At 71.0% G+C, this 26,345-nt stretch carries 19 protein-coding genes; 7 read left to right on the forward strand and 12 right to left on the reverse strand.

The window, feature by feature from the left end:
- Positions 1-6: 6 nt before the first annotated feature.
- The 3 genes from OG259_RS35845 to OG259_RS35855 all read right to left on the reverse strand — a co-directional run bounded on the left by OG259_RS35845 (position 7) and on the right by OG259_RS35855 (position 3,246).
- Entirely contained in the window at positions 7-684 is a 678-nt protein-coding gene (locus OG259_RS35845; RefSeq protein WP_328947278.1) for a class I SAM-dependent methyltransferase, read from the reverse strand.
- Between the two features lie 100 nt (positions 685-784).
- Complete coding sequence (locus OG259_RS35850) at positions 785-2,011, reverse strand: glycosyltransferase family 4 protein (RefSeq protein ID WP_328946023.1); 1,227 nt, start codon at positions 2,009-2,011, stop codon at positions 785-787.
- 278 nt (positions 2,012-2,289) lie between these two features.
- Positions 2,290-3,246 carry a DUF3068 domain-containing protein gene (locus OG259_RS35855; protein ID WP_328946024.1) on the reverse strand — a complete coding sequence of 319 codons (957 nt, stop codon included), beginning with the start codon at positions 3,244-3,246 and terminating at the stop codon, positions 2,290-2,292.
- 237 nt (positions 3,247-3,483) lie between these two features.
- Here OG259_RS35855 and OG259_RS35860 point away from each other — a divergent pair, with 237 nt between their 5' ends.
- The 4 genes from OG259_RS35860 (at position 3,484) to OG259_RS35875 (ending at position 9,464) form a co-directional block, all read left to right on the forward strand.
- The gene (locus OG259_RS35860; RefSeq protein WP_328946025.1) at positions 3,484-3,666 is read left to right on the forward strand and encodes a hypothetical protein; all 183 of its coding nucleotides are present in this window, start codon (positions 3,484-3,486) and stop codon (positions 3,664-3,666) included.
- Between the two features lie 86 nt (positions 3,667-3,752).
- Entirely contained in the window at positions 3,753-4,940 is a 1,188-nt protein-coding gene (locus OG259_RS35865) for a helix-turn-helix domain-containing protein (protein ID WP_328946026.1), read from the forward strand.
- 649 nt (positions 4,941-5,589) lie between these two features.
- On the forward strand, positions 5,590-7,536 hold the full coding sequence (locus tag OG259_RS35870) for a SpoIIE family protein phosphatase (RefSeq protein ID WP_328946027.1): 1,947 nt from the start codon (positions 5,590-5,592) through the stop codon (positions 7,534-7,536).
- 107 nt (positions 7,537-7,643) lie between these two features.
- Positions 7,644-9,464 (forward strand): alkyl/aryl-sulfatase, encoded by a 1,821-nt coding sequence (locus tag OG259_RS35875; protein ID WP_328946028.1) that lies wholly within the window; start codon positions 7,644-7,646, stop codon positions 9,462-9,464.
- Positions 9,465-9,552: 88 nt separating this feature from the next.
- Here OG259_RS35875 and OG259_RS35880 read toward each other — a convergent pair whose 3' ends face one another.
- The 4 genes from OG259_RS35880 to OG259_RS35895 form a co-directional block, all read right to left on the reverse strand.
- Complete coding sequence (locus OG259_RS35880; RefSeq protein ID WP_328946029.1) at positions 9,553-10,971, reverse strand: GH1 family beta-glucosidase; 1,419 nt, start codon at positions 10,969-10,971, stop codon at positions 9,553-9,555.
- An 82-nt stretch (positions 10,972-11,053) separates the two neighbouring features.
- Entirely contained in the window at positions 11,054-12,157 is a 1,104-nt protein-coding gene (locus tag OG259_RS35885) for a DUF1996 domain-containing protein (protein WP_328946030.1), read from the reverse strand.
- Positions 12,158-12,184: 27 nt separating this feature from the next.
- The gene (locus OG259_RS35890) at positions 12,185-14,371 is read right to left on the reverse strand and encodes a discoidin domain-containing protein (RefSeq protein ID WP_328946031.1); all 2,187 of its coding nucleotides are present in this window, start codon (positions 14,369-14,371) and stop codon (positions 12,185-12,187) included.
- Between the two features lie 124 nt (positions 14,372-14,495).
- On the reverse strand, positions 14,496-16,691 hold the full coding sequence (locus OG259_RS35895; protein ID WP_328946032.1) for a discoidin domain-containing protein: 2,196 nt from the start codon (positions 16,689-16,691) through the stop codon (positions 14,496-14,498).
- Between the two features lie 191 nt (positions 16,692-16,882).
- On the opposite strand from OG259_RS35895, the gene OG259_RS35900 reads away from it, so the two are divergent.
- On the forward strand, positions 16,883-17,902 hold the full coding sequence (locus OG259_RS35900; protein ID WP_328946033.1) for a LacI family DNA-binding transcriptional regulator: 1,020 nt from the start codon (positions 16,883-16,885) through the stop codon (positions 17,900-17,902).
- A gap of 69 nt (positions 17,903-17,971) precedes the next feature.
- Here the strand turns inward: OG259_RS35900 and OG259_RS35905 are convergent, their stop codons facing one another.
- The 5 genes from OG259_RS35905 to OG259_RS35925 all read right to left on the reverse strand — a co-directional run bounded on the left by OG259_RS35905 (position 17,972) and on the right by OG259_RS35925 (position 23,746).
- Entirely contained in the window at positions 17,972-19,003 is a 1,032-nt protein-coding gene (locus tag OG259_RS35905) for a phosphotransferase family protein (RefSeq protein WP_328946034.1), read from the reverse strand.
- Positions 19,004-19,136: 133 nt separating this feature from the next.
- Positions 19,137-20,528: a GH1 family beta-glucosidase gene (locus OG259_RS35910; RefSeq protein ID WP_328946035.1), complete on the reverse strand. Its 1,392-nt coding sequence runs from the start codon at positions 20,526-20,528 to the stop codon at positions 19,137-19,139.
- Positions 20,529-20,563: 35 nt separating this feature from the next.
- Positions 20,564-21,403, reverse strand: coding sequence for a carbohydrate ABC transporter permease (locus OG259_RS35915; RefSeq protein ID WP_328947279.1), 840 nt, complete (start codon positions 21,401-21,403; stop codon positions 20,564-20,566).
- A gap of 34 nt (positions 21,404-21,437) precedes the next feature.
- On the reverse strand, positions 21,438-22,430 hold the full coding sequence (locus OG259_RS35920; protein WP_328946036.1) for a carbohydrate ABC transporter permease: 993 nt from the start codon (positions 22,428-22,430) through the stop codon (positions 21,438-21,440).
- 11 nt (positions 22,431-22,441) lie between these two features.
- Complete coding sequence (locus OG259_RS35925) at positions 22,442-23,746, reverse strand: extracellular solute-binding protein (protein WP_328946037.1); 1,305 nt, start codon at positions 23,744-23,746, stop codon at positions 22,442-22,444.
- A 134-nt stretch (positions 23,747-23,880) separates the two neighbouring features.
- Between OG259_RS35925 and OG259_RS35930 the strand changes: the two genes are divergently transcribed.
- Together OG259_RS35930 and OG259_RS35935 are read left to right on the forward strand one after the other, a co-directional pair.
- The gene (locus tag OG259_RS35930; protein ID WP_443052076.1) at positions 23,881-25,224 is read left to right on the forward strand and encodes an ROK family protein; all 1,344 of its coding nucleotides are present in this window, start codon (positions 23,881-23,883) and stop codon (positions 25,222-25,224) included.
- A 263-nt stretch (positions 25,225-25,487) separates the two neighbouring features.
- On the forward strand, positions 25,488-26,342 hold the full coding sequence (locus OG259_RS35935; protein ID WP_328946039.1) for a DMT family transporter: 855 nt from the start codon (positions 25,488-25,490) through the stop codon (positions 26,340-26,342).
- Positions 26,343-26,345: the final 3 nt, after the last annotated feature.

The following is a 26,345-nucleotide window of genomic DNA, read 5'->3' on the forward strand; positions in this document are numbered from 1 at the left end:
GCATGCTCATGGGCTTCGCCTGAGAATCAGCAGCAGATTCCAGGTGGCGATCTCGCGGAGTCCCGGCACCCGGGTGATCGTGCTCGCGAGGAACGGCCAGTAGCGTGACCGCGCGGTCACGACCTGCACGTCGTCGCGACCGCGGACGTGCCGCAGGGTGGAGCCGATGTGGACGGGGAAGAGGTTCTCCCCGAGCGTGTGCTTGGCCGCGCGGCCGGTGCGGCGTTCGTAGCGTGCGCGGGCCCGCTCCGCCCCGAGGTAGTGCCACGGCGCGGTCTCGTGACCTCCCCAGGGCGAGAGCCAGTTGGTGAACGACAGGTAGATCAGCCCGCCGGGGCGGGTGACCCGCGCCATCTCGCTGATGAACGTCTGCGGATCCGATACGTGCTCGAGCACGTTGGACGAGAAGCACACGTCCGCGACGCCGTCGGCGAGCGGCAGCAGGTATCCGTCGGCGAGGACCGCGTCCTCGGTGGTACGGCCGCGGGCGTTCAGCTCCCGCGGGTCGGGCTCGAAGAGGTAGCCGTGTGCGCCCCGGCGGCGGAACTCCTCTGTGAAGTGGCCGCTGCCGCCGCCGACGTCGACGACGATCTTGCCGGCCAGGTCGACATGGCGTGCCACCTGGGCGACCGAGTCACGGGCGAGCAGGGTGTAGCACCGCTCGGGATCGTCGGGTTCGCGCATGAACGCTCGGAAGAGGGCGGCCGACCGCCTCAACGACGGGTCCTTGAAGCCGTGTGCGGTGTCGCCGGCCGATGGAGCCCTGGGCTCGCGTTCGGTGGTCTCAGCCATGGACGCTCCTGCCGCGTCCGGGGGACGCCGTGCGGGCCACGGCCTCGGCGGCGACCGCCTGGAACTGACGGACCGTCGCGCTCCAGCGGAAGCGCTTGGCGCGCAGCACCGCGGCACGCCCCATGGCCGCGCGCCGGTCGGCACTGAGGGACAGGGCGCACCACGCGGCGGCGAACGAACTCTCGCCCCGGGCGAGCACCCCGGTCTCCCCGTCCTCGACGGAGTCGCGCAGGCCGGGTATGTCGAATCCGATCGCGGGGGTGGCCCGCGCGGCCGCCTCGGTGACGACCAGGCCCCAGCCCTCGACGAGGGAGGGGTGCAACAGCAGCCACGCCTCGCACATCAGCCGGTGCTTCTCGGCTTCCGATACCCGGCCGGCGAACGTCACGGAGGGGCCGGCCATGGCTTCGAGCCGCTCCCGTTCGGGGCCGTCCCCCACGATGACGAGCCGGCCGCCGGTGACGGGGCGCACCCGCTCCCACAGTCGTAGGAGCAGGTCGACGCGCTTGTACTCCACCAGTCTGCCGACGGCCAGGAACAGCGGTTCCTTCGCTTCGGGCAGCAGAGGGGCGGGCTCTTCGACACCGTTGTTGACGATCCGGATGCGGTCGGGTGCCACGCCGATGGCGCGCAGCTCGGCGGCGGTCGAATCGGAGACGGCCACCATCAGGTTGTCGCGATGGGTGCCGGCCAGTGCCCAGTGCTCCAGTCTGCGTCCGAGCCGTGCCGCCGGGCCCGGGTAACGCATCTGCCAGAGATCGGTGTGTACGTGGTTGACCAGGCACAACGTGGGCCCGCGGTGCCACAGCGGCGCCAGGTACGGCATGCCGTTGCACACTTCGACCAGCAGGTCGCAGTTGCCGACCTCGCGGGCGAAGGTCGATCTGGCGTGCAGGAAGTGACTCGCGTCGCCTCCCGCGGAGACCACCCGGTAGTCGCGTGCGGCGGCCGGGCCTCCGCACAGGAGCGTGACGTCGTGGCCGTCGGCGGTCAGACCGTCGGCTATCCGGTCGATGAGCAGTTCCGATCCGCCGGCGGCCCGGTTGGCCAGGTCGCGGCGGGCGAGGAAGGTGATCCGACGCGGCACGGGCGCCACGGGGGACGCGGTGTGGGGGTCGAGGGCGAGCGATTCGGTGACGTGGCTGCCCGTGCGTGCTTGAGCGGGGACGGAACGGGAGTCCTTCTGGCCGGGGGCCAGAGCGGACGAGCGCTGGGGCATAGAGGTGCTCCAACTCGGCGGCTGCGGGTGGGGGATGCGCAGGGGGATGCGCACATGAGGGTGTGCCGGGCTTCCGGGGATGAAGCGCTGGGCTGGCTCGTACGGAGTGCTGCGGGTACGGGTACTGCGGACACCGCGGTGGTAGGCGGCCGAGGGTGGCGGCCGGTTCAAGTGGACACGTTGGCCTTACCGCGGGGTAACATCAGTGTTCGTTCAAGCATTCGTTCCGGCTACTCACGCCGATGACAATTTCGGGACTTTGGGCAGGCCCGTTCTACTCACTCTGTTGAGTGTTCGCCCCGCCGGGGACCGCGGATCAGCAGCACGGCGCCGGCGACCGCCAGCAGACCGCCCGCCACGCCGCCCACGAGCGGAGCGGTCTCGCCGAGCAGCTCCAGCCGGCCGCTGTCGTCGGAGGCCAGCGCGACCTGCTCGCGCCGGGTCGCGTCCGTGAACTCCAACCCCTCACTGGCCAGCAGGGTGACCGCGTCCTTCTTCGAACCCGGGGCCCGCAGCGTCTTCTTCGGCGCGATCAGCGCGTTCATGATCCGGCCCGTGCGCTGGTCCACGGTCAGCTCGATCCTCGCGTTGGAGTACCACTCCTCCGCCAGGATCTGACCACCCTTCGAGCTGCCCACCAGCACGCCGGGCACCAGACGGGTGCCGGTCGGGGTGGCCTCGACCTTGCCGACGAAGCGGTAGCCCTCACGCCCGTCGACCTTCGCGACCTTCTCGAACTCCAGCGGCACGGTGGCACCCAGGGTGCTGTCCCACCAGGAGTAGCCGCGCTTCTCGACGTCGAACGGGAACTTCAGATAGGCCTCGCCCTCGAACTCGGGCTTCTCCTCGCAGCAGCGCACCGGCAGGTTCGTCCGGCGGTCGGTCACCCAGCGTTCGGTGGTCCACTGCAGAGATTTGCGCGGGTCGCGCAGTGCGAGCGTCTTCGGCGAGTCGATCTGGGTCGACACGTCCCAGATCGCGTTTCCGCTGTGCTCGCCGGCGGCGACGTCCCCCAGGACACGACGGGTGATCGTGAGCGTCTGGCCATCCAGTTCGGAGACGGACCCGGTGTCGAAGTAGCTGCCCTGACCACTGAAGACCGTCGTGGAGTCCACATCGGTCGGTGTGCGCTTGGCGCGCGGCTCCACGTACCAGACCAGCAGCTGGGTGAGCACCAGGAGGAAGACTCCGACACCCAGCAGAATCAGGGACAAAGGTGATGTTGAACGACGCATACGGGTACTCCAATACGGGCGCGACGTGCGAGGGGGCTCGTGGGCCGTGCGGAAAGGAGGCGCACACACGGGGTGCAGCCTGACCGGGGCGAGATGCGTACCCGGGAGTAACAGTCCTGTGGCGGCGAAATTAGGCGGCTCTTGACCACCTGTCAATGCGCCTCTCATACTGGCGGCGCCGGACCGGGCCGGCGCGCTGGGTGACAGACCTCGATGACCGAGAGGCCGATCATCCCCATGCCCAGACTGCTTGCCGCCTTCCTGACCTGCGTCGCCGCCGCCCTCCTGGCCGCAGGCGTCGCCTTCGGAATCGTCACCGCTCTCGACGCCACACCCGAGCAGCAGAATGTGCCGCTCGTCACGTTCCCCGAACCGCCCACGGGCGACACGTCCAGCACGGCCGGCTCCGGCGCGGGCTAGGTTGGAACATGCGGCCCGCAGACCGAGCGCGTACGGACTGGACGCCCAGGAGCGGTGTGGTGGAAACGTCGTCAGCGTGGCACGACGTGCCACGAGAACGGATTCAGCAGTTCGCCGACCGTGCCTTGGAGCAGGTCCCCGAACTGGCCCAGGACATCCTCGCCGAGATCCGGCGGGAGTATCCGGGCCTGGTGCTCCTCCCCGACGAGTCCGGAGAACCGAAGGCCCTGGTGGCCATCCGGCACGCCCTCGAGCTCTTCGTGGAACAGATGACCACGGGGTCGGACCGGCCGCGCGCCCTCCCGGAGCTGTTCCGCGACTTCGGCCGCGGCGAGGTCTCCCAAGGGCGCAGCCTGGACTCCTTGCAGGGGATCTACCGGCTGGGCGTCCGCCTCTCCTGGCGGCGCATGGCGGAGGTCGGCCAGCAGGTCGACATCCCGCCTTCGGCCATGTACGAACTGGCCGAGTCGGCGTTCGAGTACCTCGACGTCATGGTGGCCCAGTCGGTACGCGGCTACGCCGAAGCCGTCGCCCGCCAGGCCGGGGAGCGCCTGCGCCTGCAACGGCTGCTCGTCGATCTCCTGCTCACCGAACACCGCACGGATCCGACCGCCCTGCTCGCCGACCGCGCGGCCGGCCTGGGCTGGCAGCTGCCCGGGAAGGTGGCGGTGGCGGTGCTGCTCCGCCCTGCCCAGGAGGCCGTCGCCCCTGCCGTGGGCGACGAGATGCTGCTCGACATGGAGGGCGCGCAGCCGCGTCTGGTCGTACCGGACCCGGACGCCCCGGGACGCGCGGAGCTGCTGGACCGGGCGGTGACCGGCTGGTCCGGGGCGATCGGCCCGTTGGTCCCCCTGGTGGAGGCCGTCACGTCACTGCGCTGGGCGGAGGCCGCCGTCGGGATGATCCAGCAGGGGCTGCTGCCACGAGGGCGGCTCCTGCACTGCGGCGAGCACGTCGAAGCCCTGGTGCTCCTGCCCGCGGGTGAGCTGATCGACGACCTGGCACGGCGGCGGCTGGCGCAGCTGGACGAGGCCGGCGGCCCGGCGCACGCCCAACGACTCGCCGAGACGCTGCTGGCCTGGCTGGAGACGCGGGGTGGTGCTCCCGAGGTGGCCGCCCGGCTCGGAGTCCACCCGCAGACCGTGCGCTACCGCCTGAGGCAGCTCCGTGAGCTGTGGGGCGACGACCTGGACGACCCGGACCGCCGCTTCGAGCTGGAGCTGGCGCTCCGCACCCGGCGGCTGCGAGGGGAGCTGGCCCCACCGCCCGACTGACCTCGGGACGGCGAAGGCGAAGCGGGATGTCCGGGATCCCCTGTGCGAGGAGCGCCGCGGGCGGTGCATCACTTCCTGCCGGGTACGGACCGGCCGGCCGTGACAGGAGGTAGGTGCGGCCCTTCTCCCCGGTGTCCCTCAGCCACTCCACGACCAGCTCGGTCTTCGTGTCGAAGCGGACCAGACGGCGGCCGACGACGTCCTCCAGCACCTCCGGGCCGGCGTCGTCCGCCTCGATGGCCAGGACGAGTGCGTCGGGGGTCGCGGTGAGCGCTGCCGCCCCGATTCACTCGAACGGTCCCTTCCGCCTCGCTGGAGGCGCCCGCCCTGCGCCAGGCTCGGGATCAGGGCCGCGTCGAGTCGCCCGGCGCGGCCGCACCTCGGAGAGGAAGAGGCATGGCCCACGCACCCCAGGCCGCCACCGGGAGGAGCGCGCCGGCCGAACCGGCCGGACCGGGCGATGAGTCCAGAGAGGCGCTTCGATCGGCGACGATCTGTCCCGGTCCTCGTGCCCGCACGTCTTGACGGGTGGGAGGGACGGGTGGACGCACACCCCGAGGAGCCCCGCGAACAGGGGGGCCGCGACGGTCCTGGGCGCCGTAGCCGACCGGAACCGGACGCCACCGATGCGGAACGCGGCCGGCGGAGTGTGTGGGACGAGGCAATCCTCGACGCCGTCTTCGCGCAGTCGGACGTGGGACTCCACGTCCTGGACACGGATCTGCGGATCGTCCGCGTGAACGCGGTCGCCCTCGGCTCGCTCGGCTTCCAGGCGGAGCGCATGGTCGGGCTGCCGGCGGCGGAGGCCTACGCCCCTGTCGGGGTCCGTGTCGACGGGACCGTGCTGCACGAGGTCCTCGCCACGGGACGCCCGGTGATCGAACGACTCATCACGAGCCGTCCTCCTGCCGATCCGCAGAGCAGGCGGGTCTTCTCGGTGTCCGCGCACCGACTGGAGGACCATGCGGGGCATGTGCTCGGGGTGGTCGTCACGAGCACGAACGTGACCGAGCGCGAACGCGCACAGGACCGGCTTCGACTGCTGCACAGCGCCCGCGAACGGATCGGCTCCAGCCTCGATGTGGAGCGCACGGCACGGGAACTCGTCGACGTGACGGTGCCCGACTTCGCCGACTGGGCCGTCGTCGCCCTCACCGACGCCGTCATGCAAGGAAAGGAGCCCGGTCTCCAGGGACAGGACAGCATTCCGCTGCTGCGCTGCGCGGCGGCCGGGAGTGCGGGCGGGGACATCCCCGTTCCGGAGGCAGGAGCCATCCTGCTTCCCGGTGTCTTCGGAGACGCCCTGTCCGCGACCGCTTCATCGATCATGTCAGGGACGGGCGGACGCGACGCCGGTACCGGGATCGCGGCGCCGTTGGCGGTTCGCGGGCAGCTCTTCGGCGCCGTCGTCTTCCACCGCCGGGCAGGGGCCGAACCGTACGGGGCCGACGACCTCGATCTCGTCGACGGCATGGCCGCCCGTACGGTGACCTGCCTGGAGAACGCCCTGCGGTTCACCCGCGAGCACATCGTGATGACGGCGCTGCAGAGCTGGCCGCTGCGCCAGGAGCAGGTCACGCAGAGGGCCGTCGAAGTCGCCCAGCGGCACCGGTCCGGCGGCCGCGGCGCCGGCTCCTGGTTCGACGTCATCCCACTTCCGGGGGCGCGAGTCGCGCTCGTCGTGGGCCAGGTCGAGCACGCGAGGCTGAGTACCGTCGCCACCATGAGCCGGCTGCGGACCGCCGTCAACAGTCTGACCACCCTCGACCTCGACCCGCACGAACTGCTCGCGCGGCTCCACGCCACCACCCTCCGGCTCGCCGCCGAACAGGACGGTCCGTCCGACGGGGGCGTCCCGACCGCGAGCTGCACGGTCGCCGTCCACGACCCGGTCGGCGGGCGGCTGGACATCGCACGTGCCGGCCGTTCGTTGTTCGTCGTCGTCCACCCCGACGGAACGGTCGACACGGAGCCGGTCGACGACGGCCCCCTGCTCGGGGCCGAGGGGCCGCCCTTCGCCTGCTCCTCGCACTTCCTGCCCGAGGGAAGCGTCCTCTGCTTGGCCTCCGCGGCGGCATCCGTCGACGACGGCCCGTCAACGGCAGCCGTCGTCAACGCCCTTGTCCACCCCGAACGCACCCCGGAGGCGATGGCGGACGACGTGGACCGGCTCCTGGCCCCCGACCGCGTCCTGGTGGTCGCCCGCACACGCCACCTGCCGCCGAGCGAACTGGCCCAGTGGACCGTTCCCTTCGACTTCTCGGCCGTCGCCACCGCACGGAGTCACGTCGAGTCGTGCCTCCGGCAGTGGGGACACCCCGCCGACCCCTTCACAGCGACGCTGGTGGCCAGCGAACTCGTCACCAACGCGATCCGGTACGGCGCGGCCCCGATCACGCTCCGACTCATCGCGGATCCATCGGTTTCGGCGGGGCTCATCTGCGAGGTCAGCGACGCCGGCGCCGCCGCCCCGCATCTCCGGCACGCCAGAGCAGTCGACGAAGGCGGCCGCGGACTGCTCATCTGCGCCACCGTCGCGGAGAACTGGGGCGTGCGCTACGCCGACGACGGAAAGACGGTGTGGGCCGAAATCTGACGTGACCGGCGGAAGAGCAGGGACGGGACATACCGCGATATGCACCGATTACAAATGAATGGTCCTATTGATCGACAGTGCGCCAGACCATGCAACGGAGCGGCCGTATGAGCACCCTGCCCTCGTTCGAGGACACGACGGACTTCGAGAACGCCGATCGGGGGTTCATCGGCGCACTCGTCCCAGGCGTCGTCAAGGCAGCGGACGGCCGGGTCGTCTACGACAACGACCTCTACGCCTTCCTCGAGGGCGACTGCCCCGACACCGCGCACCCGAGCCTGTGGCGCCAAGGGCAGCTCTGCGCCCGACAGGGCCTGTACGAGGTCACCGAAGGCATCTACCAGGTCCGCGGCCTGGACCTCTCCAACATGACGATCGTCGAGGGCGAGCGCGGGATCGTCGTCATCGACCCGCTCATCTCCGCCGAGACCGCAGCCGCGGCCCTCGCGCTCTACCGGGAGCACCGCGGCGACCGCCCGGTCACCGGGCTGATCTACACCCATTCGCACGGCGACCACTTCGGCGGCGCCCGTGGCGTGCTCCCACACGGCACCGAGGAGGGTGTGCCGATCCTCGCGCCGGCCGGTTTCATGGAGCACGCGGTCAGCGAGAACGTCTACGCCGGCAACGCCATGGGCCGCCGCGCCGGATACATGTACGGCGTCATGCTCCCCACCTCGCCGGCGGGCCAGATCGGCGTGGGCCTCGGACAGGCCACCTCGACCGGCGCCATCTCCCTCGTCCCGCCGACCGTGGACATCACGGAGACCGGCCAGGAGGAGACGGTCGACGGGGTGCGGATCGTCTTCCAGCTGACGCCGGGCACCGAGGCACCGGCCGAGATGAACTTCCTCTTCCCCGACCACCGCGCCCTGTGCCTGGCCGAGAACGCCACGCACAACATGCACAACGTCCTGACCCTGCGCGGCGCCGTCGTGCGCGACTCGCGGATCTGGGCCCGGTACCTCGACGAGGCGATCGAGTACTTCCACGGGCGGTACGACGTCGGCTTCGCCTCCCACCACTGGCCGACCTGGGGCCACGACAACGTGGTGCGGTTCCTCTCCGAGCAGCGCGACCTGTACGCGTACATGCACGACCAGACGCTGCGGCTGCTCAACGACGGCCTGACCGGCGTCGAGATCGCCGAGCGGATCGAACTGCCCCCCGGCCTGCAGAAGTCCTGGCACGCCCGTGGCTACTACGGTTCCCTCAGCCACAACACCAAGGCGATCTACCAGCGTTACCTCGGCTGGTACGACGGCAACCCCGCCCACCTCTGGGAGCACCCGCCGGTGGAACTCGCTGTGCGGTACGTGGACCTGGCCGGCGGCCCCGCCGAAGCACTCGCCAAGGCCCGCACGTACATCGAGAGCGGCGATCTGCGGTTCGCCGCGACGGTGCTCAACCACCTCGTCTTCGCCGATCCGGAGAACGCGGAGGCGAAGACCGCTCTCGCCGGGGTGTACGACACGCTCGGACACGGCGCCGAGAACGCCACCTGGCGGAACTTCTACCTGACGGGGGCGAAGGAACTCCGTGACGGCCCGTCCTCCGACGTCGTCGACCTGTCCAACCCCGAGATGTTCATGGCGCTCACGGTCCCGATGCTCGTCGACTCGATCGCCATCCGGGTCGACGGACCGCGCGCCTGGGACGAGGACATCACGATCGATCTCGTGCTCATCGACGAGAACGCCCGTCATCGCCTCACCCTGCACAACGGCGCCCTCACCCACCGGACCGTGGCAGGCGAACCCCGCACCCCCGCCGGTCTGACGCTCACCCTGACGAAGGCACGGCTCCTCGGTGTCCTGGCCGGGAAGGGCCTGGACGGAGTGGTCGTCGACGGCGACCCCGAGCTGCTGGCCCGCCTCTTCTCGTACGTGACGAAACCGGACCCGACCTTCCCGATCGTCACCCCCTGACCGCGTGACCGGAGCCTTCCGTCCCGTGCGCCCGAGCCGGCCGCGCTCGAAGAAGACGTCCTGGTTCGCCCGATTCCCCCCAGGGGCGTCACCCGTGTGCGCCGGCGCGGACGCGGTGGGCCGTGTCGCGCAGCCACAGGGCGCTGCGCTTGGGTGTACGGGTCTGGGTGGCGTAGTCGACGCGGACGAGCCCGAAGCGCTTGTCGTAGCCGTACGCCCACTCGAAGTTGTCCAGGAGCGACCAGGCGAAGTAGCCGCGGACGTCGGCGCCCCGGGTGCGGGCCTCGGCCACGGCGGCGAGGTGGGACGCGAGGTAGGCGGTGCGGTCGGAGTCCTCGACGAAGCCGTGGGCGTCGGGAACGTCCTCGTACGAGGCGCCGTTCTCGGTGATCACCATCGGTGTGCCGGGGTAGTCGCGGGAGATGCGCATCAGCAGGTCGGTGAGGTCGTGCGGCATCACCTCCCAGCCGAGGCCGGTGACCGGCAGGCCGCCGTGCGGCAGGTTCCGGGTGACGGGGATGCCGCGGGCGTCGGTGGTGGCGCCGTGCTCGTCGACTCCCGAGGTGCGCATCGAGCGGTAGTAGTTGACGCCCAGGGTGTCGACGGGGCTGGAGATGATCTCCAGGTCGCCGTCCCTGACCGGGATCTCGACGCCCCGCACGGCCAGGTCGTCGACGAGGTCCCGCGGGTACCGGCCGCGCAGGATCGGGTCGAGGTAGAAGCGGAATCCGAGGGCGTCGGCCCGGCGCGCGGCCTCGCGGTCGGCCGCCGAGTCGGTGGCGGGCCGGCTGGTGCCGAGGAGGTGGGTGACGGCCAGGTCGAGGGGCCGGCGGGCGGCGGAGCGCAGGCGCTGGACCGCGAGTCCGTGGGCGAGGTGCAGGTGGTGCACGGCGCACACCCCGTCGGCGAAGGAGCGGCCCCCGGGAGCGTGGACGCCTTCGACGTGGCCGAGGACGGCCGAGCAGAACGGTTCGTTCAGGGTGGTCCAGTGGGTGACGCGGTCGCCGAGGCGCTCGTGGACGAGTTCCGCGTAGTCGGCGAACCGGTGGGCGGTGTCGCGGGCGGGCCAGCCGCCCGCGTCCTGGAGCTCCTGGGGCAGGTCCCAGTGGTACAGGGTCAGCCAGGGGGTGACGCCGTGCGCGAGGAGCGCGTCGACCAGGCGGTCGTAGAAGCCGATCCCCGCCGGGTTGACCGGCCCCCGGCCGTGCGGCTGGACGCGGGACCAGGAGACGGAGAAGCGGTACGTGTCCAGACCGAGGGCGGCGAGCAGGGCCACGTCCTCGGGCATGCGGTGGTAGTGGTCGCAGGCCACGTCACCGGTGTCGCCGTTGTCGACGGCGCCGGGGACACGGCAGAAGGTGTCCCAGATCGACGGGGTGCGGCCGTCTTCGGCGGTGGCCCCCTCGATCTGGAATGCGGACGTGGCGGCGCCGAAGCGGAAGTGCGGCGGGAGGAGGTCGATGAGCGCGTCGTGGTGGGTGGTGGCGGACCGGGCGGGCGCGGTCATGGGGTGCTCCTGTGTCGAGGCGGCGGCAGGGAAAGCGGCCCGGCCGCCCTCGCGGGCGTCCGGGCCGGGTGCGGGAGACGGATCAGGGCAGACGGTGGTTCTCGTCGAGCACGACACCGCGTTCGGGGCGGTACAGGTCGAAGCCCCGGGTGTCGCACTGCAGCCCACCGACGATGCAGTGGTCGACGAGGGCCTTGAGGGTGCGCTCCTCCCACGCGTTGAAGAAGTCGTAGTGGAAGGAGTAGCCGCGGCCACTGGCCAGGCGGACCTGGCTCATGTCGCCGTTGACGGGCCACGCCATCTTGAACTCGATCATCGGCAGGGCGACCGGGTGGGAGGCCGGGCACATGTTGTCGTTGGTGCCGGGCTTGACCACCGGGTACGCCATGTGGCTCTTGTGGTCGGGCGTGTCGAGGTACAGGCCGTTCCAGCAGCTGGGGGCCTGCATGCGCAGGTTGAGCTGGACGTCGGGCCGGCTCGGACAGCTCGCCGGGATGTCGGTGTTGAAGAAGCTGTCACCGCATTCCCAGCCCTCGACGAAGCCCTTGTGGCCGCGGAACTCCTCGGCGGTCTGCATCGGGTTGCCGACGACGAACCGCAGACCCTTGGGGAAGGGCCGCACGCTGCGGTAGTCGGTGACGCCGGCCTTGTAGTAGATGACCTGCGGGCCGACGGGCAGGATCTTCTGGTCGCCCTTGTACAGCGAGGGCATCCAGTACGCGGAGGCGTCCGCGGGCGCCTTGCAGGTGGTGCTGCCTCCGTAGAGCGAGCCGGTGGTGCTGGCCGCGTTCGTGGAGGTGTTGCCCATGAACGTGTGGTCGTGGGACTTGCCGAACTGGCCCGGGTAGACGATCGGGTCGTCCGGCGCGGTGTGGGTGACCGAGCAGCCGGCCTGGAACTCGTGATGGTAGGCCGGGGGAGGGGTGGCCGTGGACGGGGTCACACCGGTGACCTGGGGTACGGCCGGGATGTAGCCGTCGCCGTCGGCGTCGTCCCCCGAGGGGAGCGCGGAGGCGGCCATGACGTGGCCTTGGGCCGCGCCCGCCGCGTGCGCCCCGTGGGCGGCGGCCGGGGCGGTGGTCTCCCCGTGGGCGGTGGCCGCGGTGTAGGTGTTCACCGTCAGGGCGGAGACGCCCAGGGCGGCGCTGAGCAGTAAGGCGGACAGGGTCCGGCCGCGGATTCTCATCGTGATCTCCTCGTTCTCCTCAGGGGGTCAGCTGTAGATGCCGAACTCGTGGAGCGAGTAGCCCCAGCCGGTGCCGCGCGCGGTGAGCTGGAGCCGGACGTACCGTGCGGTGGCACCGGTCTCGATGGTGTCGATGTCGCCGTTGCCGGTGGTGGTGGCGTGGATGGTCCGCCAGGTGTCACCGTTGTCGGAGACCTGGACCTCGTAGGCGCGGGCGAAGGCCGGGTCCCAGACCAGCTGGAGCCGGTTGAAGGAGCGGACCGAGCCGAGGTCGACCCGGATCCACTGCGGGTCGCTCCAGTCGCTGGCCCAGCGCGTGGTGGTGTTGCCGTCGGTCGCGTTGGTCGCCGGGCAGGGGCAGTCGCCGTAGGAGGCCTGCGCGGAGGAGGCGGTGGTGGGCTTGTTCAGGGCGATGTTGGTGCCGGTGACCGGCGGGGCGACGACCTTGACGGACTTCGTCTCGATGCCGGCGTTGCCGCGGCCGTCCTCGGCCTGGACGTACACCTTCCACACGCCGAGCTTCTCGGGCGCGGTGACGGCGAAGGCGCCGTTGCCGAGCGGGCGGTACTGGGCGTCGATCAGGCGCTTGTCGCCGTTGGCGTAGTTGCCGCTCAGGTAGATCTTGGTGGTGACGGGGTCGCCGTCGGGGTCGCGGACGTCGGCGCGGACCGTGAACTCGCCACCGGCCGACGCGGATCCGGCGGGCGTGACCGTCATGTCGCTGATGACCGGCGGGGTGTTGTCGCCGGCGACGGAGCCGGTGTACGCCTTCTTGAGGGCGTAGTACGAGAGGCGCTTGAGGCCGTCGGGGAGCAGGTTGAACCAGACGCCGCCGAAGTCGTGCTCGGTGCCGTAGTGGAAGACGGTCGCGCCGAGGGCGACGCCCTGGTGACCGGTGACGCAGTTCCAGGCCTTGGTGTAGCCGTCGGCCTTCTGCACGTCGGTGGGTTCGTCGGGGACGCCGTTGGCGTCCTTGGGGGTCTCCCATTCGCCGGCCGGCCCGGTCTCGGTGATGATGTACGGCTTGGTGTAGCCGCCCTCCACCCAGTCCTCGCGGACCCCGCAGATGTCGCCGTAGGCGTTCATCGAGTAGAGGTCCAGGTCGGGCGCGTTGCGCTTGTAGTAGGGCCAGGCGCCGGTCCACGCGTCCGTGGAGGTCACGGGGTGGTCGGGGTCGATGGAGTGGATCTTCTTGGCGACGTCGTTGACGAAGGTCGTGTACGCGTTGCGCTGGGCTTCCAGCTCGGCGCCGCTGTAACAGTTCTGCAGACCGAGGACCGACTCGTTGCCGACGTTCCACATGAGGGTGGCGGGGTGGGACTTGTAGGTGTCGACCCACTTCGCGAACTCGGTGAGCGAGCTGGTCTTGTACGCGGTGTCCGTCACGTAGTCGACACAGCCGCCGGAGCCGGGACCGCCGCCCGGCTGGAGCCAGAAGCCGTTGATCACCTTGACGCCGTTGGCGGCCGCCGCGTCGAGCAGCGGCTTGGTGCCGGCGTCCGTGCCCCAGGTGCGGACGGTGTTGACGCCCATGGACTTCACGTCCGGCATGTAGCGGGGGGCGTCGGCCATCGCGGGGCCCCAGGTGACGCCCTTGACGGTGTACGGCTGCCCGCCCACCGTCAGCTGCCAGTCGCCCTGCGTGCCGCTCACGCGGACGGCGCCGCCGGGCTCGGGCTGCGCGGACCCGCCGCCGTACACCTGGAACTCCCACAGGGAGTAGCCGTAGCCGGTGCCCCGGGTGATCCCCTGGAGGCGTACGTAGCGGCCCTTGCCGCTGACCGCGAGCTCGTCGGTGCCCCCGTCGCCGGCGGTCACGGACTTGACGGTGCGCCAGTCGGTCCCGTTGTCGGAGAGCTGGATGTCGTACGCCTTGCCGTAGGCGCCCTCCCAGTTCAGGACGACGCGGCTGATGTCCGCGCTGCTGCCCAGGTCGACCTGGATCCACTGGGCGTCGCTCCACTGGCTCGCCCAGCGGGTTCCGGTGAGGTCGCCGTCGACCGCGGCGGAGGCGGCCCAGGCGGCGCCCTCGCTCGACGAGGCGGTGGCGGTCTTCCCCTGGGAGAGGAGGGTCTCGGCGGCGGTGGCCGGGGCGGCGGTCAGCGCCGTCGCCGAGGTGGCGAGCAGGGCACCCAGGGAGACGAGTGAGCCTGTCGTACGGGCGCGGTCGCGTGCGCGGCGCCTTCGTGTCGTGGGGGCATGGGACGCGGTCATGGCGGCTCCTGGACGGAGAGGGAGGGGGATCGCCTTCCGGGCGGCGCGGCGGGGACTGGGCGCCGCCCGGAAGGGGTGGGAGGGCCGGGACGCCCCGGATGGGCGGGGCGTCCCGGCGGGACCGTCAGGGGAAGGAGACGACGGTGGACGGCACGGTGGAGGTGCCGGCGGGGATGGTGGAGGCCCCGGTGTCATTGATGACGTGGTTGTAGTGGCCCATTCCGCCGAGGGACACCACCAGGAGGCTGTGGAACTTCACCCCCGGCTTGACGGGTGCCTTGAAGCCGTGGTCCTGGACGATCGTCGAGTCCACGTTGTAGTTGCAGTAGCTGCCGAGGCCCCAGGCCTCGTGGGTGTTCACGGAGTCGTCGACCCGGTAGGCGGCGTACCCCTTCGTCGAGCCGTTCTGGATGGCGGCCTGGTTGGGGGCGTCGTAGGCCTTCTCGTTCTGGTAGAAGATCGTGCGGCCGCGCTCGCCGTACCACTCGACGTCGTACTTGTTGAAGTGCTCGACGAACAGACCGGTGGCGAGCACGTCGTCGCCGTTGACACGGACGCCGTAGTCGGCCCGGTTGGTCTCCCAGCCGACGCCCTCGCCGTGGTCGGCGCGCCACACCCAGGTGTGGTCGATGATGGCGTCGTCGCTGTTCACGACCACGCTGGTGGTGGCCTTGCCCGCGCCCGCGCCGCCGATGCGGACGTACACGTCCTGCACGGTGGTGGGGTTGGCGGTGTGGTCGGCGGCGGAGTTCTGCGGTCCGAGCTCCAGCAGGACCGGCGAGTTGACCGGGCCGGCGTCGATCAGGAAGCCGGCGAGGCGGACGCCGTCGACGTCGGCGACCTTCATCGCGGTGACGCCGTTGTCCGGGATGATCGTGGCGAGGCCGAGGCCGAGCACGATGGTGTTGGCGCGGTTCACGTTGATGGTCTGGTCGACGTGGTAGACGCCCGGTGTGAACAGCAGGTGCAGGCCCTGGGCCAGCGCCTGGTTGATGGTGGCGGCGGTGGCGCCCGGCTTGACCACGTAGAACTGGCTCAGCGGGATCGACTCGCCCTGCGGGGCGCCGTTGGCCCAGCTGGTGCCGCGGGCGTTGACGCGCTTGGCGGGGGCGAAGACCTTGTACTCGTTGCCGTCGAGGTAGAGGTACGGCTTCTCGCGGGAGATCGGCGTGGTGTCGAGCGTGGTGTAGCGGGGCTCGGGGAAGGAGGTGGCCGGAGCGCCCTCGACGCCCGAGAAGGTCTGGTTCCAGACGCTGTTGGACCAGCCGCCGATGGAGCTCTCCCGCGTGTACCACTGCTGCTGGGAGTAGTTGCCGATCTGGCCGTCGACCTTGGAGTCGGCGATGTAGCCGCCGCTGGCCCAGCCGTAGCCGTTCGGCGCGAGGTTGAGGCCGCCCTTGACGTGCATGCGACGGAAGGACGAGGCCTGCGAGACGGCCCAACGGTCGGTGCCGTTCACCGGGTTGAGGGTCAGGCCCTCCGCGCCGCGCCAGAAGTTCTGGGTGGCGTTGCCGTTGAACCAGCCGGCGTCGACGGTCACGTCACCGTTGATGGTGGTGTCGCCGGGGCGCAGACCGAGGCCGGCGATCTGGGTGTAGAAGCCGATCTGGGCGTTGAGGCCGTTGTACGTGCCGGGCTTGAAGAGGAAGGCGTGCCGGCCGCTGCCGAACTGGGCCGACTCCTGCTCCTGGAAGACCTGGTCCAGCTTCGCCTGGATGCCCGGTGTGGACGGGTCGAAGACATGCACGTTGGGGCCGAGGTCGCCGCCGCCGGGGAGCGTCGGGCCGGTGCCGCCGGTGGTGCCGTAGACCTGGAACTCCCAGAGGGAGAAGCCGTATCCGGTGGCCCGGGTGAGGCCGTTCATGCGGATGTAGCGGCCGGTGCCGGAGAGCGTGACGTTGTCGGTGCCTCCGTCGCCCGCGCTGACGGTGGTGACGGTCCGCCAGTCGGTGCCGTTCTCGGAGGCCTGGATGTCGTAGCTCTTGCCGTACGCCGCCTCCCAGTTGAGGACGGCGTGGCTGAGCGTGGCGCTGCTGCCGAGGTCGACCTGGATCCACTGGGCGTCCTGCCAGGCGCTGGCCCAGCGGGTGCCGGTGAGGTCGCCGTCGACGGCGGCGGAGGCGGAGAAGGCGCCGCCCTCGGTGGAGGAGGCGGTCGCGGTCTTCCCCTGGGAGAGCAGGGTGGGGGCCGCTTGTGCCGTCGTGGCGGGACCGAGGGCGAGCAGGCCGCCGGCCAGTGAAGTGACAAGTGCGCCGACGGTGGCCCGGCGGACGCGTGAGGCGGGTCGCCGGAAGACCGGCGGGGACCCGACGGAAGACATGGGGTCTCCTCTGGATACATGGGGGAAACGTGGGAGAGCGCTCTCCCGAAACCTTGCCCGCAGGGCGAGTTGACGGTCAAGGCGTATGACACGACTTTTCTTTTGGCTTTCATTAAGTGTCGACGCCAACCGGTTCCAGCCGGCCGTGGACCGTCCTCCCACCGGACACACGGCACCGTTAAGGTGCGCAGGTGGGGAATCGAGGACCGACTCTGGAAGACGTCGCACGCGAGGCGGGGGTATCGCGCGCGACGGTGTCCCGCGTCGTCAACGGCGTGCGCAACGTGGCCCCCGACATCCAGGAGAGCGTGCGCGAAGCCATCGCCCGCATCGGCTACACGCCCAACCAGGCCGCCCGTTCCCTCGTCACACGGCGCACCGGGACCGTGGCCCTGGTGCTCTCCGCCACGGGCAGGTCCTTCACCGCCCGGGTGTTCTCCGACCCGTTCTTCGGACGCGTGGTGGACGGTGTCCTGCCCGTCCTGCGCCGCCGCGCCATCCAGCCCGTGCTGCTCGTCGCCGAGTCAGAACAGGCCAGGGCCCAACTCGTCGAGTACCTGCGACAGGGCGGCGCCGACGGAGCCCTGGTCGTGCCGCTGGACGAGAACGACCCGCTCCCCTCGATGCTGGTGGCGGCGGGCCTTCCCACGGTGCTGTTCGGCCGCCCCCGCGACGGGGAGCGGTGCGGCTACGTCGACCTCGACAACCCCGCCGGCGCGCGACTGGCGGCGGAGCACCTGTGGGCGACCGGCCGGCGACGCCCGGCCACCATCGCCGCACCGGTCACCGCACCCACGGCGGACGAACGCCTCGACGGCTTCCGCCAGGCGCTCGCGGCGCACGGGGTGACGTCGGTTCCCGTCGTACGGGGCCGGTTCACGGTGGACAGCGGCAGACGCGCCATGGCCAGACTCCTCAAGGACCACCCGGAGATCGACGCCGTGTTCGCCGCCAACGACCTGATGGCCCAGGGCGCCTGTCAGTACCTGCGTGAGCAGGGGGTCTCGGTCCCCGGCACGGTGGCCGTGGTGGGCTTCGACGACTCGGTGGCAGCGCGGAAGGCCCGGCCACAGCTGACCACCGTGCGCCAGCCGGTGGAGCGCATGGCGGCCGCGATGGCCACGTTGCTCGTCGAGCAGCTCGACGGCGCCCGGTCCGAGCCGGCCGCGAAGGTGTTCGAACCGGTGCTGGTCGTACGCGAGTCCACCTGAGCCGCTCCGCCGCGGCGGGCGGGCTCGCGGTGAGCACGGAGACGGTGCCCGCCGATCGCCCCCCGCACGTCACGCCTCCAGGGCGTCGAGTACGGCGAGCTGCTCCATGACACGGTCGGCGGACCAGCTGTCGAGCCAGCCCGCGAAATCCCCGCCGTAGGCGCGGGGGACGGATTCCACGCGCATCACGAGGGCGAGATAGACCCGGTAGAGGGCGAGGCGGACACGGGCGCCGGTGTCGACGGTCAGGGCGGGGGTGACGGAGCGGTAGCCGGCCAGGAGGTCGGCGTCGTCCTCGGCCGCGCCGAGCGGGTCGAGTCCGACGAGTTCGGCCAACGGATCGCCGAAGAGGGCGCGTTCGCCGTCGATCAGCCCGCTCAGGTGCCACGGGCCGTTCCCGGTCCCGGCGAGGACGACGTTGCCCTCCCAGGCGTCGAAGTGGACGAGGGCGGGACGGCGAACCTCGGCGAGCCGGTGGCCGAACCGTCCCGGCAGCCCTGCGAGGAACCCGGCGGGGGCGGGCAGGGCGACGTCGAACCGGTGCGCGTCGGCGAGGACCGCGTCCAGCATGGCGGTGAACGCGGTCGGCCAGTCGGGAGCCGACAGCCCAGCGGTGGGCTGCGGGTATCCGTACGCCGGACCGGTGACGCCGGCGATCCGGGCCAGGCTCTCTCCCAACTCTCGGCGCAGCGTCGCGCGATCGGCCGGGGTGAGCCGGTCGCGGGCGGCATCCCAGGTGGTGCCGTCGAGGTAGGAGAGGAGCAGCCACTCGGCGGGCGTGCCGGGACCGGCGGGCTCATGGTGCAGGACGGTGGGCACCCGGGCGCCCGTCCTGGCGGCGAGACGGTGGAAGAGGGCCTCGGTGCCGAGGAGGCCCCGCTCGTGGGTGAGGGCGGCGGCGCTCGCCGGAGGCGCGGTCTTGAGCACCAGGTGCCGTCCGTCGGAGAGTTCGAGCAGCCGGGCGGAGTTGTGGAGACCACCGCTGAGGGCGGTGCCCCGGACGACCGTCGTCGGGCCGAGGACGTGACGGAGCCGTTCGGCGGCGAGCTCGTCGGCGTTGTCGGCCCCCGGGGGAGGGGACGGAGCGGCGCTGGCGGTCATGGGGGCACTCCTTCAAGGGGATGCCGGCGGAGGGAAGGGGTGGAGGCGGCGGGGGAGAGGGAGGTGGAGACTCCGGAAGGCCGCCCCGGTGGTGCCGGGGCGGCCTTCCGGAGGATCGCGAAGGGGCTTCCGGTCAGCCCGCGTTCGCCGCGCGGTGGGCGCGGACGATGTCCGCGTACCGTCGTCCGCTCGTCTTCACGGTCCTGCGCTGCGTGGCGTAGTCGACGTGGACGAGGCCGAAGCGCTTGTCGTAGCCGTAGGCCCACTCGAAGTTGTCCAGGAGCGACCAGGCGTAGTACCCGGCGAGCGGGGCGCCCTTGCGCAGGGCGCTCGCACAGGCCGCGAGGTGCTGCTCCAGGTAGCGGGTGCGCTCCGGGTCGTGGACCTCGCCGTCGGGGCCGACGGTGTCGGGGAAGGCCGAGCCGTTCTCGGTGACGTACAGCTTCCGTACGCCGTAGTCCTCGGTGAGCCGCAGCAGGAAGGCCTCCAGGCCGCCGGCGTCGATCTGCCAGTCCATGCCGGTGCGGGGGACGTCGGGGAGGCGTACCTCGCGGGCGTACGGGGCGGGGCCCGTCGGGTCGTCGGCGACGGTGACCGGGAAGTAGTAGTTGAGGCCGTGCCAGTCGAGCGGGGCCGCGATGGTCTCCAGGTCCCCGGGCTGCTCCGGCAGTTCGACCCCGTACAGCTCGCGCATGTCGGTGGGGAAGCCGCGGCCGTACACCGGGTCGAGCCACCAGCGGTTGGTGTGGCCGTCCGCGCGGGCGGCGGCGGCGATGTCCTCGGGCCGGGTGGAGGAGGGCGCGACGGTCGAGTGGTTGGTGACGAGGCCGACCTGGGCGCCGGGTGCGGCGGCACGGATGGCCTGGGTGGCGAGGCCGTGCCCGAGGAGGAGGTGGTACGAGGCGCGGACGGCGGCGGTGAGGTCGGTGAGGCCCGGGGCCATCCGGCCCTCCAGGTGGCCGATCCAGCCGGAGCAGAGCGGTTCGTTGAGGGTGGCCCACTGGGTGACGCGGTCGCCGAGGCGTTCGGCGACGACGGAGGCGTAGGCGGCGAGGTGTTCGGCGGTGGCCCGCTCGGTCCAGCCCCCGTGGCTGTCCTTCACCCGGTCCTGGAGGGCCTGCGGCAGGTCCCAGTGGTAGAGGGTGACGGAGGGGGTGATGCCGGCGTCGAGGAGTCCGTCGACGAGCCGGTCGTAGAAGTCGAGTCCGGGCGTGTTGACGGGGCCGTCGCCGCCGGGGACGACGCGCGGCCAGGCGACGGAGAGCCGGTAGGCGTTCGTGCCGAAGCCCTTCATCAGGGCGATGTCCTCGGGCCAGCGGTGGTAGTGGTCACAGGCGGTGTCGCCGTGGTCGCCGTTGTCGATCGCGCCCGGGACGCGGGAGAAGGTGTCCCAGATGGACGGAGCCCTGCCGTCCTCGGCGACGGCGCCCTCGATCTGGTAGGCGGAGGTCGCGGTGCCCCAGGCGAAGTCCGGCGGGAAGGCCTCCAGGTCGAGCGTGGTGCGGGAGTCGGTGGATTCGGACACGGGGAACCTCTTCGTGATGGGTGTGGAGAGGGGCGTCACTTGACCGCACCTGCGGTGAGGCCGGCGACGAGATAGCGCTGGAGGAGCAGGAAGCCGACGACGACGGGGACGCTCACCACGAGGGAGGCGGCCATCACCTGGTTCCAGTAGACGTCGTTCTGGGTGGCGTACCCCTGGAGACCGACGGCGAGGGTGCGGGTGGTGTCGTTGGTCATGACGGAGGCGAAGAGGACCTCGCCCCAGGCGGTCATGAAGGCGTAGACGGCGACGGCGATGATGCCGGGGGACGCGGCCGGGACGATCACGCGGAACAGCGCGCTGAGCGGCCCGCAGCCGTCGACCTTGGCGGCCTCGTCGAGCTCGCGCGGGATCGAGTCGAAGTAGCCGGTCAGCATCCAGATGGAGAACGGCAGCGAGAAGGTCAGATAGGTGAGGATCAGGCCTTCCCGGGAGCCGAAGAGGGCGATGCCGGTGGCGTTGCCGATGTTGACGTAGATGAGGAAGAGCGGCAGCAGGAAGAGGATGCCGGGGAACATCTGGGTGGACAGCACCGTGACCGTGAAGACCCGCTTGCCGCGGAAGGTGTAGCGGCTGACGGCGTACGCGGCGAAGATCGCGACCACCACCGAGCACACCGTGGCCGCGCCCGCGACCACGATCGAGTTCACGAAGTAGTCGGCGAGCGGGACGGTTTCCCAGATGTCGAAGTACGGGCGGAGCGTGAGCCCGGAGGGGATCCACTCGAACTTCCCCGAGACGTCCTCCAGCGGCTTCAGGGAGCTGGAGACCATGACGTACACCGGCAGCACCACGAAGGCGGTGAGCAGGGTGAGGAAGATCCGCCGGGTCCAGAGGAACGAGCGGGGTGCCGCCATGGGGGAGCGCGGAGCCGCGCGCCGGGATGCGTGCTCAGACATCGGAGGTCTTCCTTCCGCGGCTGGTGAGCAGGAGGTAGACGCCCGTGACGACGAGGAGGAAGAGCAGCAGGAGCACGGACATGGCCGAGCCGGTGCCGAAGTTCCAGGTCTGGAAGGACGACTGGTAGATGTGGAGCGAGATCAGGTCCGCTGCCTCGGGCGCCGCCTTGCCGAAGAGCACGAACGGCGTGTTGAAGTCGTTGAACGTCCAGAGGAACAGGACGAGCACGAGGACCTGGTTGACGGAGCGCAGCGACGGCAGGGTGATGTGCCGGATCTGCTTCCAGACGCCGGCGCCGTCGAGCGCCGCCGCCTCGTACATGTCCCGCGGGATGTTCTGCAGGCCGGCCATGACGGTGAGGAAGGCGAAGGGCCAGCCCTTCCACACGGAGACGACGAGCAGGGTCCAGAAGGCGTTGTCGCCGATGAGCCAGAAGGCGGGGCTGTCGCCGATGCCGAGCTGGTCGTGGAGGACGTGGTTGATGAGGCCGTTGTCCCGCTGGAACATGAACGCCCAGGTGATGACGGCGGCGTAGACGGGCAGGGCGTACGGGACCAGGAACAGGGTCCGCAGGAAGCCGCGGCCCTTGAAGTTCTCCTGGAGGAAGATCGCGGCGGCCGTTCCGAGGAACCAGCACAGCCCCACGGAGAGGACGGTGAACAGACACGTCGTCAGGAAGGACTTCAGGAGCGCCTGCCCGACGGGGGCGTCGAAGTCGATCGCGACGGTGTAGTTGTCGAAACCCGACCAGGGAGCCTCGCCCCAGTTCCGGATGTAGAACTGGGTGAGCTCCTTGAAGCTCATGGCGATGCCCATGAGCATCGGCACGAGGTGGACGAGGAGTTCGAGGAGCAGGGCGGGCAGGAGCAGCAGGTAGGGCAGTGCGATGCGGCGACGCCCGGAGCGGCGTGGTGCGCGTGCCTCTCCGGGTGTGGCCTTGCGCACCGCCGGCTCGGTCGGGTGAGCGACGGCGGTTTCGGTCATGGTGGGGCGGCCTACTTCTTGGGCATCTGCTGCTGGGCCTTTTCGAGCTTGGCCTTCACGGACTCCGTGGTGACGGGGCGGCCGGCGGCGGCGTCGGCGAACAGCTCCTTGACCGCGGTGCCCACGACCGTCTCGAACTGCGACTCCTCGGGCACCTGCGGCAGGGCCGCGGCGCTGGTGGCGAGGGTGTCGCGGATGACGGCGAGCGACGGGGCGGCGAAGCCGGGGTCCTTCTGGGCGCTCTTGACCGGCGGGACGGAGCCGTACGCCTTGTTGAGGACGATCTGCTCCTCGTCGCTCGTCATGTACTTCACGAACTTCAGCGCGCCGTCGAGGTTCTTGGTGTTCTTGAAGACGGCCAGGTTGATGCCGGCGACCATCGAGTTGGTCTGGGCGCCCTGACCGGGCTTGCCCGACGGGACCGGGGCGGGAGCCACACCCCACTCCTCCGGGCCCATGCCCTGCGAGGAGAAGGTCTGCGACGGGGTCTGCCACAGGACCATGCCGGTCTTGTTCTTGGCGAAGTCGCTGAGGGACTGGTTCTGGGCGTACTCGGCGTTGCCGGGGGCGACGATCTTCTGCACGGCCATCAGGTCGACGTACTGCTTGACGGCGGCGACGGCACCGTCGGACGTGAAGTCGGGCTTGCCGTCGGCGGTGAAGAAGTCGGCGCCGTGCTGCTTTCCGAGGACGAAGACCTGGTGGATGTTGTTGGAGAGGTTGGAGCCCTCGACCCCGATGCCCGACTTTCCGTTCTTGCTGAGCTTCTTGCCGGCCGCGGTCACCTCGTCCCAGGTGGTCGGCGGCTTGGCTATGCCCGCGTCCTTGAACATCTGCTTGTTGTAGTAGAGCGCGTAGGCCATGGAGTAGAGCGGGACGGCGGCGGGGTCCTGGCCGGGGACGCCGGTGGAGCCGAGTGCGGAGTCGACGAAGCGGTCCTTGCCGCCGATGGCCTCCAGGTTCTTCGCGTCCCAGGGCAGGAGGGCGCCGGTGGACTGGAGCGAGGCGCTCCAGGTGTTGCCGATGTTGAGGATGTCGGGGCCCTGGCCGGAGGTCGTCGCGGTGAGGATCCGGTTGAGCAGGTCGGACCACGGGATCACCTCCAGCTTGACCTTGATCCCGGTCTCCTTCTCGAACTGGTCGAGCTCGGGCTGCAGGACCTTCTTGTCGACCTCCAGGCTGGCGCCCTGGTTGGAGGCCCAGTAGGTGAGGGTCTTCGGCGCCGACTCGCTGCCTTCACCCCCGCCGCAGGCGGTGGCGGTGAAGGCGAGGGAGAGGGTGACGACACCGGTGACAGCGGCTCTGACTCTGCGCATGGCTCCTGGGCCCTTTCGGGGACGAGGGGATCGCCGATGTGGTGGGCGTCTGGAGGCCTCGCCGTGACATCGGCTTAATTTAGGATGTGAGTTAAACCCCATGAGAAGGTCGCGTCAAGGCTTGTACTGCGGGTATGTTGCAACGAACGACTTCAGAGACGGGGACCAAAGTGCACGCGAGAACTGGCCGCACGGTGCGTGACCTGCGGCGCGAGAACCGCACCGCCGTTCTGCGCAGGCTGTACTTCGACGGACCGATGAGCCGCCTCATGCTCGGCCCGGCGACCGGACTCAGCTCGGGCTCCGTCAGCAACGTGGTCGCCGAACTCGTCGCCGACGGCCTCGTCGAGGAGGCCGGCAGCGTCGACTCCGCGGGCGGGCGCCCCCGCACCCTCGTCAGGATCACGCCCGCCAGCGGCTTCATGATCGGCGTCGACATCGGCGAAACCCGGGTCCGGATCGAGCTGTTCGACCTCACCCTCACCGAACTCGCCCGCACTGAACGCCCGTTGGCCTGCTCCGGGCCCCGCACGGCCCGCTACGACGTCGATCTCGTCGTCGACCGTCTCCGCGAGGGCATCGCCGAGGTGCTGCGTCTCGCGGACGTACCGGCCGACCGCCTCATCGGCGTCGGCGTCGGCGTCCCCGGCATCGTCGCCCGCACCACCGACGACGGTGCCGTCGTGCACGGCCAGACCGTCGGCTGGGACGCCGTCCCCTTCGAGCGACTCCTCCGCGCCGCCGTCGACCTTCCCGAGTCCGTCCCGTACTGGATCGACAACGGTGCCAAGACCCTCGGCCAGGCCGAGATGTGGTTCGGCGCCGGGCGGGGCGCGCGCAGCGCGGTGGTGGTCCTCTTCGGCTCGGGCGTCGGCGCGTGCGTGGTCACCGACCCGATGGGGCCGGGCCGGGCGATCGAGTGGGGTCATCTGACGGTACGGGTCCGGGGGCGGCGCTGCCGCTGCGGCGCCCAGGGCTGCCTGGAGGCGTACGCCGGAGCCGAAGCCCTCCTGGAGCGGTGGCGGGAGGCAGGTGGAGTGCCCCCGGCGGGCGCGGACGAGGAGACGGCGCTGACGGCGATGCTGGCGGCGGCGTACCCGGCGGAGGCGGGGGCGGAGCCCGATGCCACCGCGGTCGCCGTCCTGGAGGAGACCGCCGAGTACCTGGGCGCCGGATTCGCCGACCTCATCAACCTCTTCCAGCCCGAGCGCATCCTGGTCGGCGGCTGGGCGGGCCTCCAGCTCGGCGCCCGCTTCCTCGAATCCGTGTCCGGCCACGCACGTGAGTACGCGCTCAAGTACCCGGCCAGCCGCACCGACATCGGTCTCGGCACCCTCGGCCCGGAGGCGGTCACGGTCGGCGCGGCCCTGCTGCCGCTGGTCGACTTCTTCGCCCAGGGAGGCCGACGCCCCGAGAGCAAGCCCACCACCCCCGCCCCCGCCTGGCAGTCGGCCCTCCAGGACAGGGTCTCTCCCTGAGACGACCGGCCCTCCCCCGGCGGCGGGAGTGAGGGGTTCGGCGCGACGACCGTCGTGATCGTTCCGGCCACCTCGGCGAAGCCCACCGCGGACCGGCCCGTACGCCGATCCGGTCGCACGCCGTCACGGTCCCCTGCGTGGCCGCTGCTTGAGGCCCGACGCCGGTGAGCGTGCCGACCGAGCGTTGGCCCGACCGGGTCCTCCGTACGGGCGTCCGCCGGTGTCGCCCCTCGGCCGGCCGCCGCCCCGGTGAGGATCGGGCCATGGGCGTCGTCCTGCCGGTCCTCTTCTCGCTGTTCGCCGCGTTGAGCAACGCGCTGGCCACGGTGCTGCAGCGGCGTGCGGCGCTCACCGTCCCGCAGTCCCACTCCTTCCGGCCCGGACTGATCCTCGACCTGCTGCACCGCCCCCTGTGGCTGGCCGGCATCCTCGCCGTCATCGCCGCCGGTGTCGGACAGGCGGCCGCCCTCGCGACCGGGCCGCTGGCCCTCGTACAGCCGCTTTTCGTACTCGAACTTCCCCTCGCCCTGCTGATCGCCACCCTCCTGACGCGCGAACGACTGCCCGCCCGGCTCTGGGCTGCCGTGGCAGGGGTCGTGCTCGGCCTCGGAGTGGCGCTGGTGGCCGCCTCGCCCACCGGCAACCGCACCCGGGTGGAACTGGACCGCTGGGTACCGGTCCTGGTGGCCTGCGCCGTCGCCGTGGTGGCCCTCGCCGCCATCGGACTCCGCAGGCCGCCCGGCCGCGCGAGGGCCGGGTGTCTGGGGGCCGCGACGGCGATCTGCTACGCGCTCACGGCCGCCCTCATGAAGACGTCCATGCACATCCTCGGCGACGGCGGCATCGGCGCCTTCCTGACGGCCTGGCAGACCTATGCCTTCTGCGCGGCGGGGATCGCGGCCCTCCTGCTGCTCGAACACGCCATGCAGGGCGGTCCGCTCGTCGCCTCACAGCCCGCCCTGACCCTCGGCGACGCGACCGTGAGCCTGAGCCTCGGTGTCCTGCTGTACGAGGAGCACGTACGGGCCGGCTGGTGGCTGCTGCCCCAGCTGGCGGGGATCGCACTGATCGTCCTCGGGGTGTTCACGCTGGCTCGCAGCGGAGTCGGAACGACCTGATAC

Origin of the sequence: Streptomyces sp. NBC_00250 (assembly GCF_036192275.1) — a bacterium.
Classification (GTDB): Bacteria; Actinomycetota; Actinomycetes; order Streptomycetales; family Streptomycetaceae; genus Streptomyces.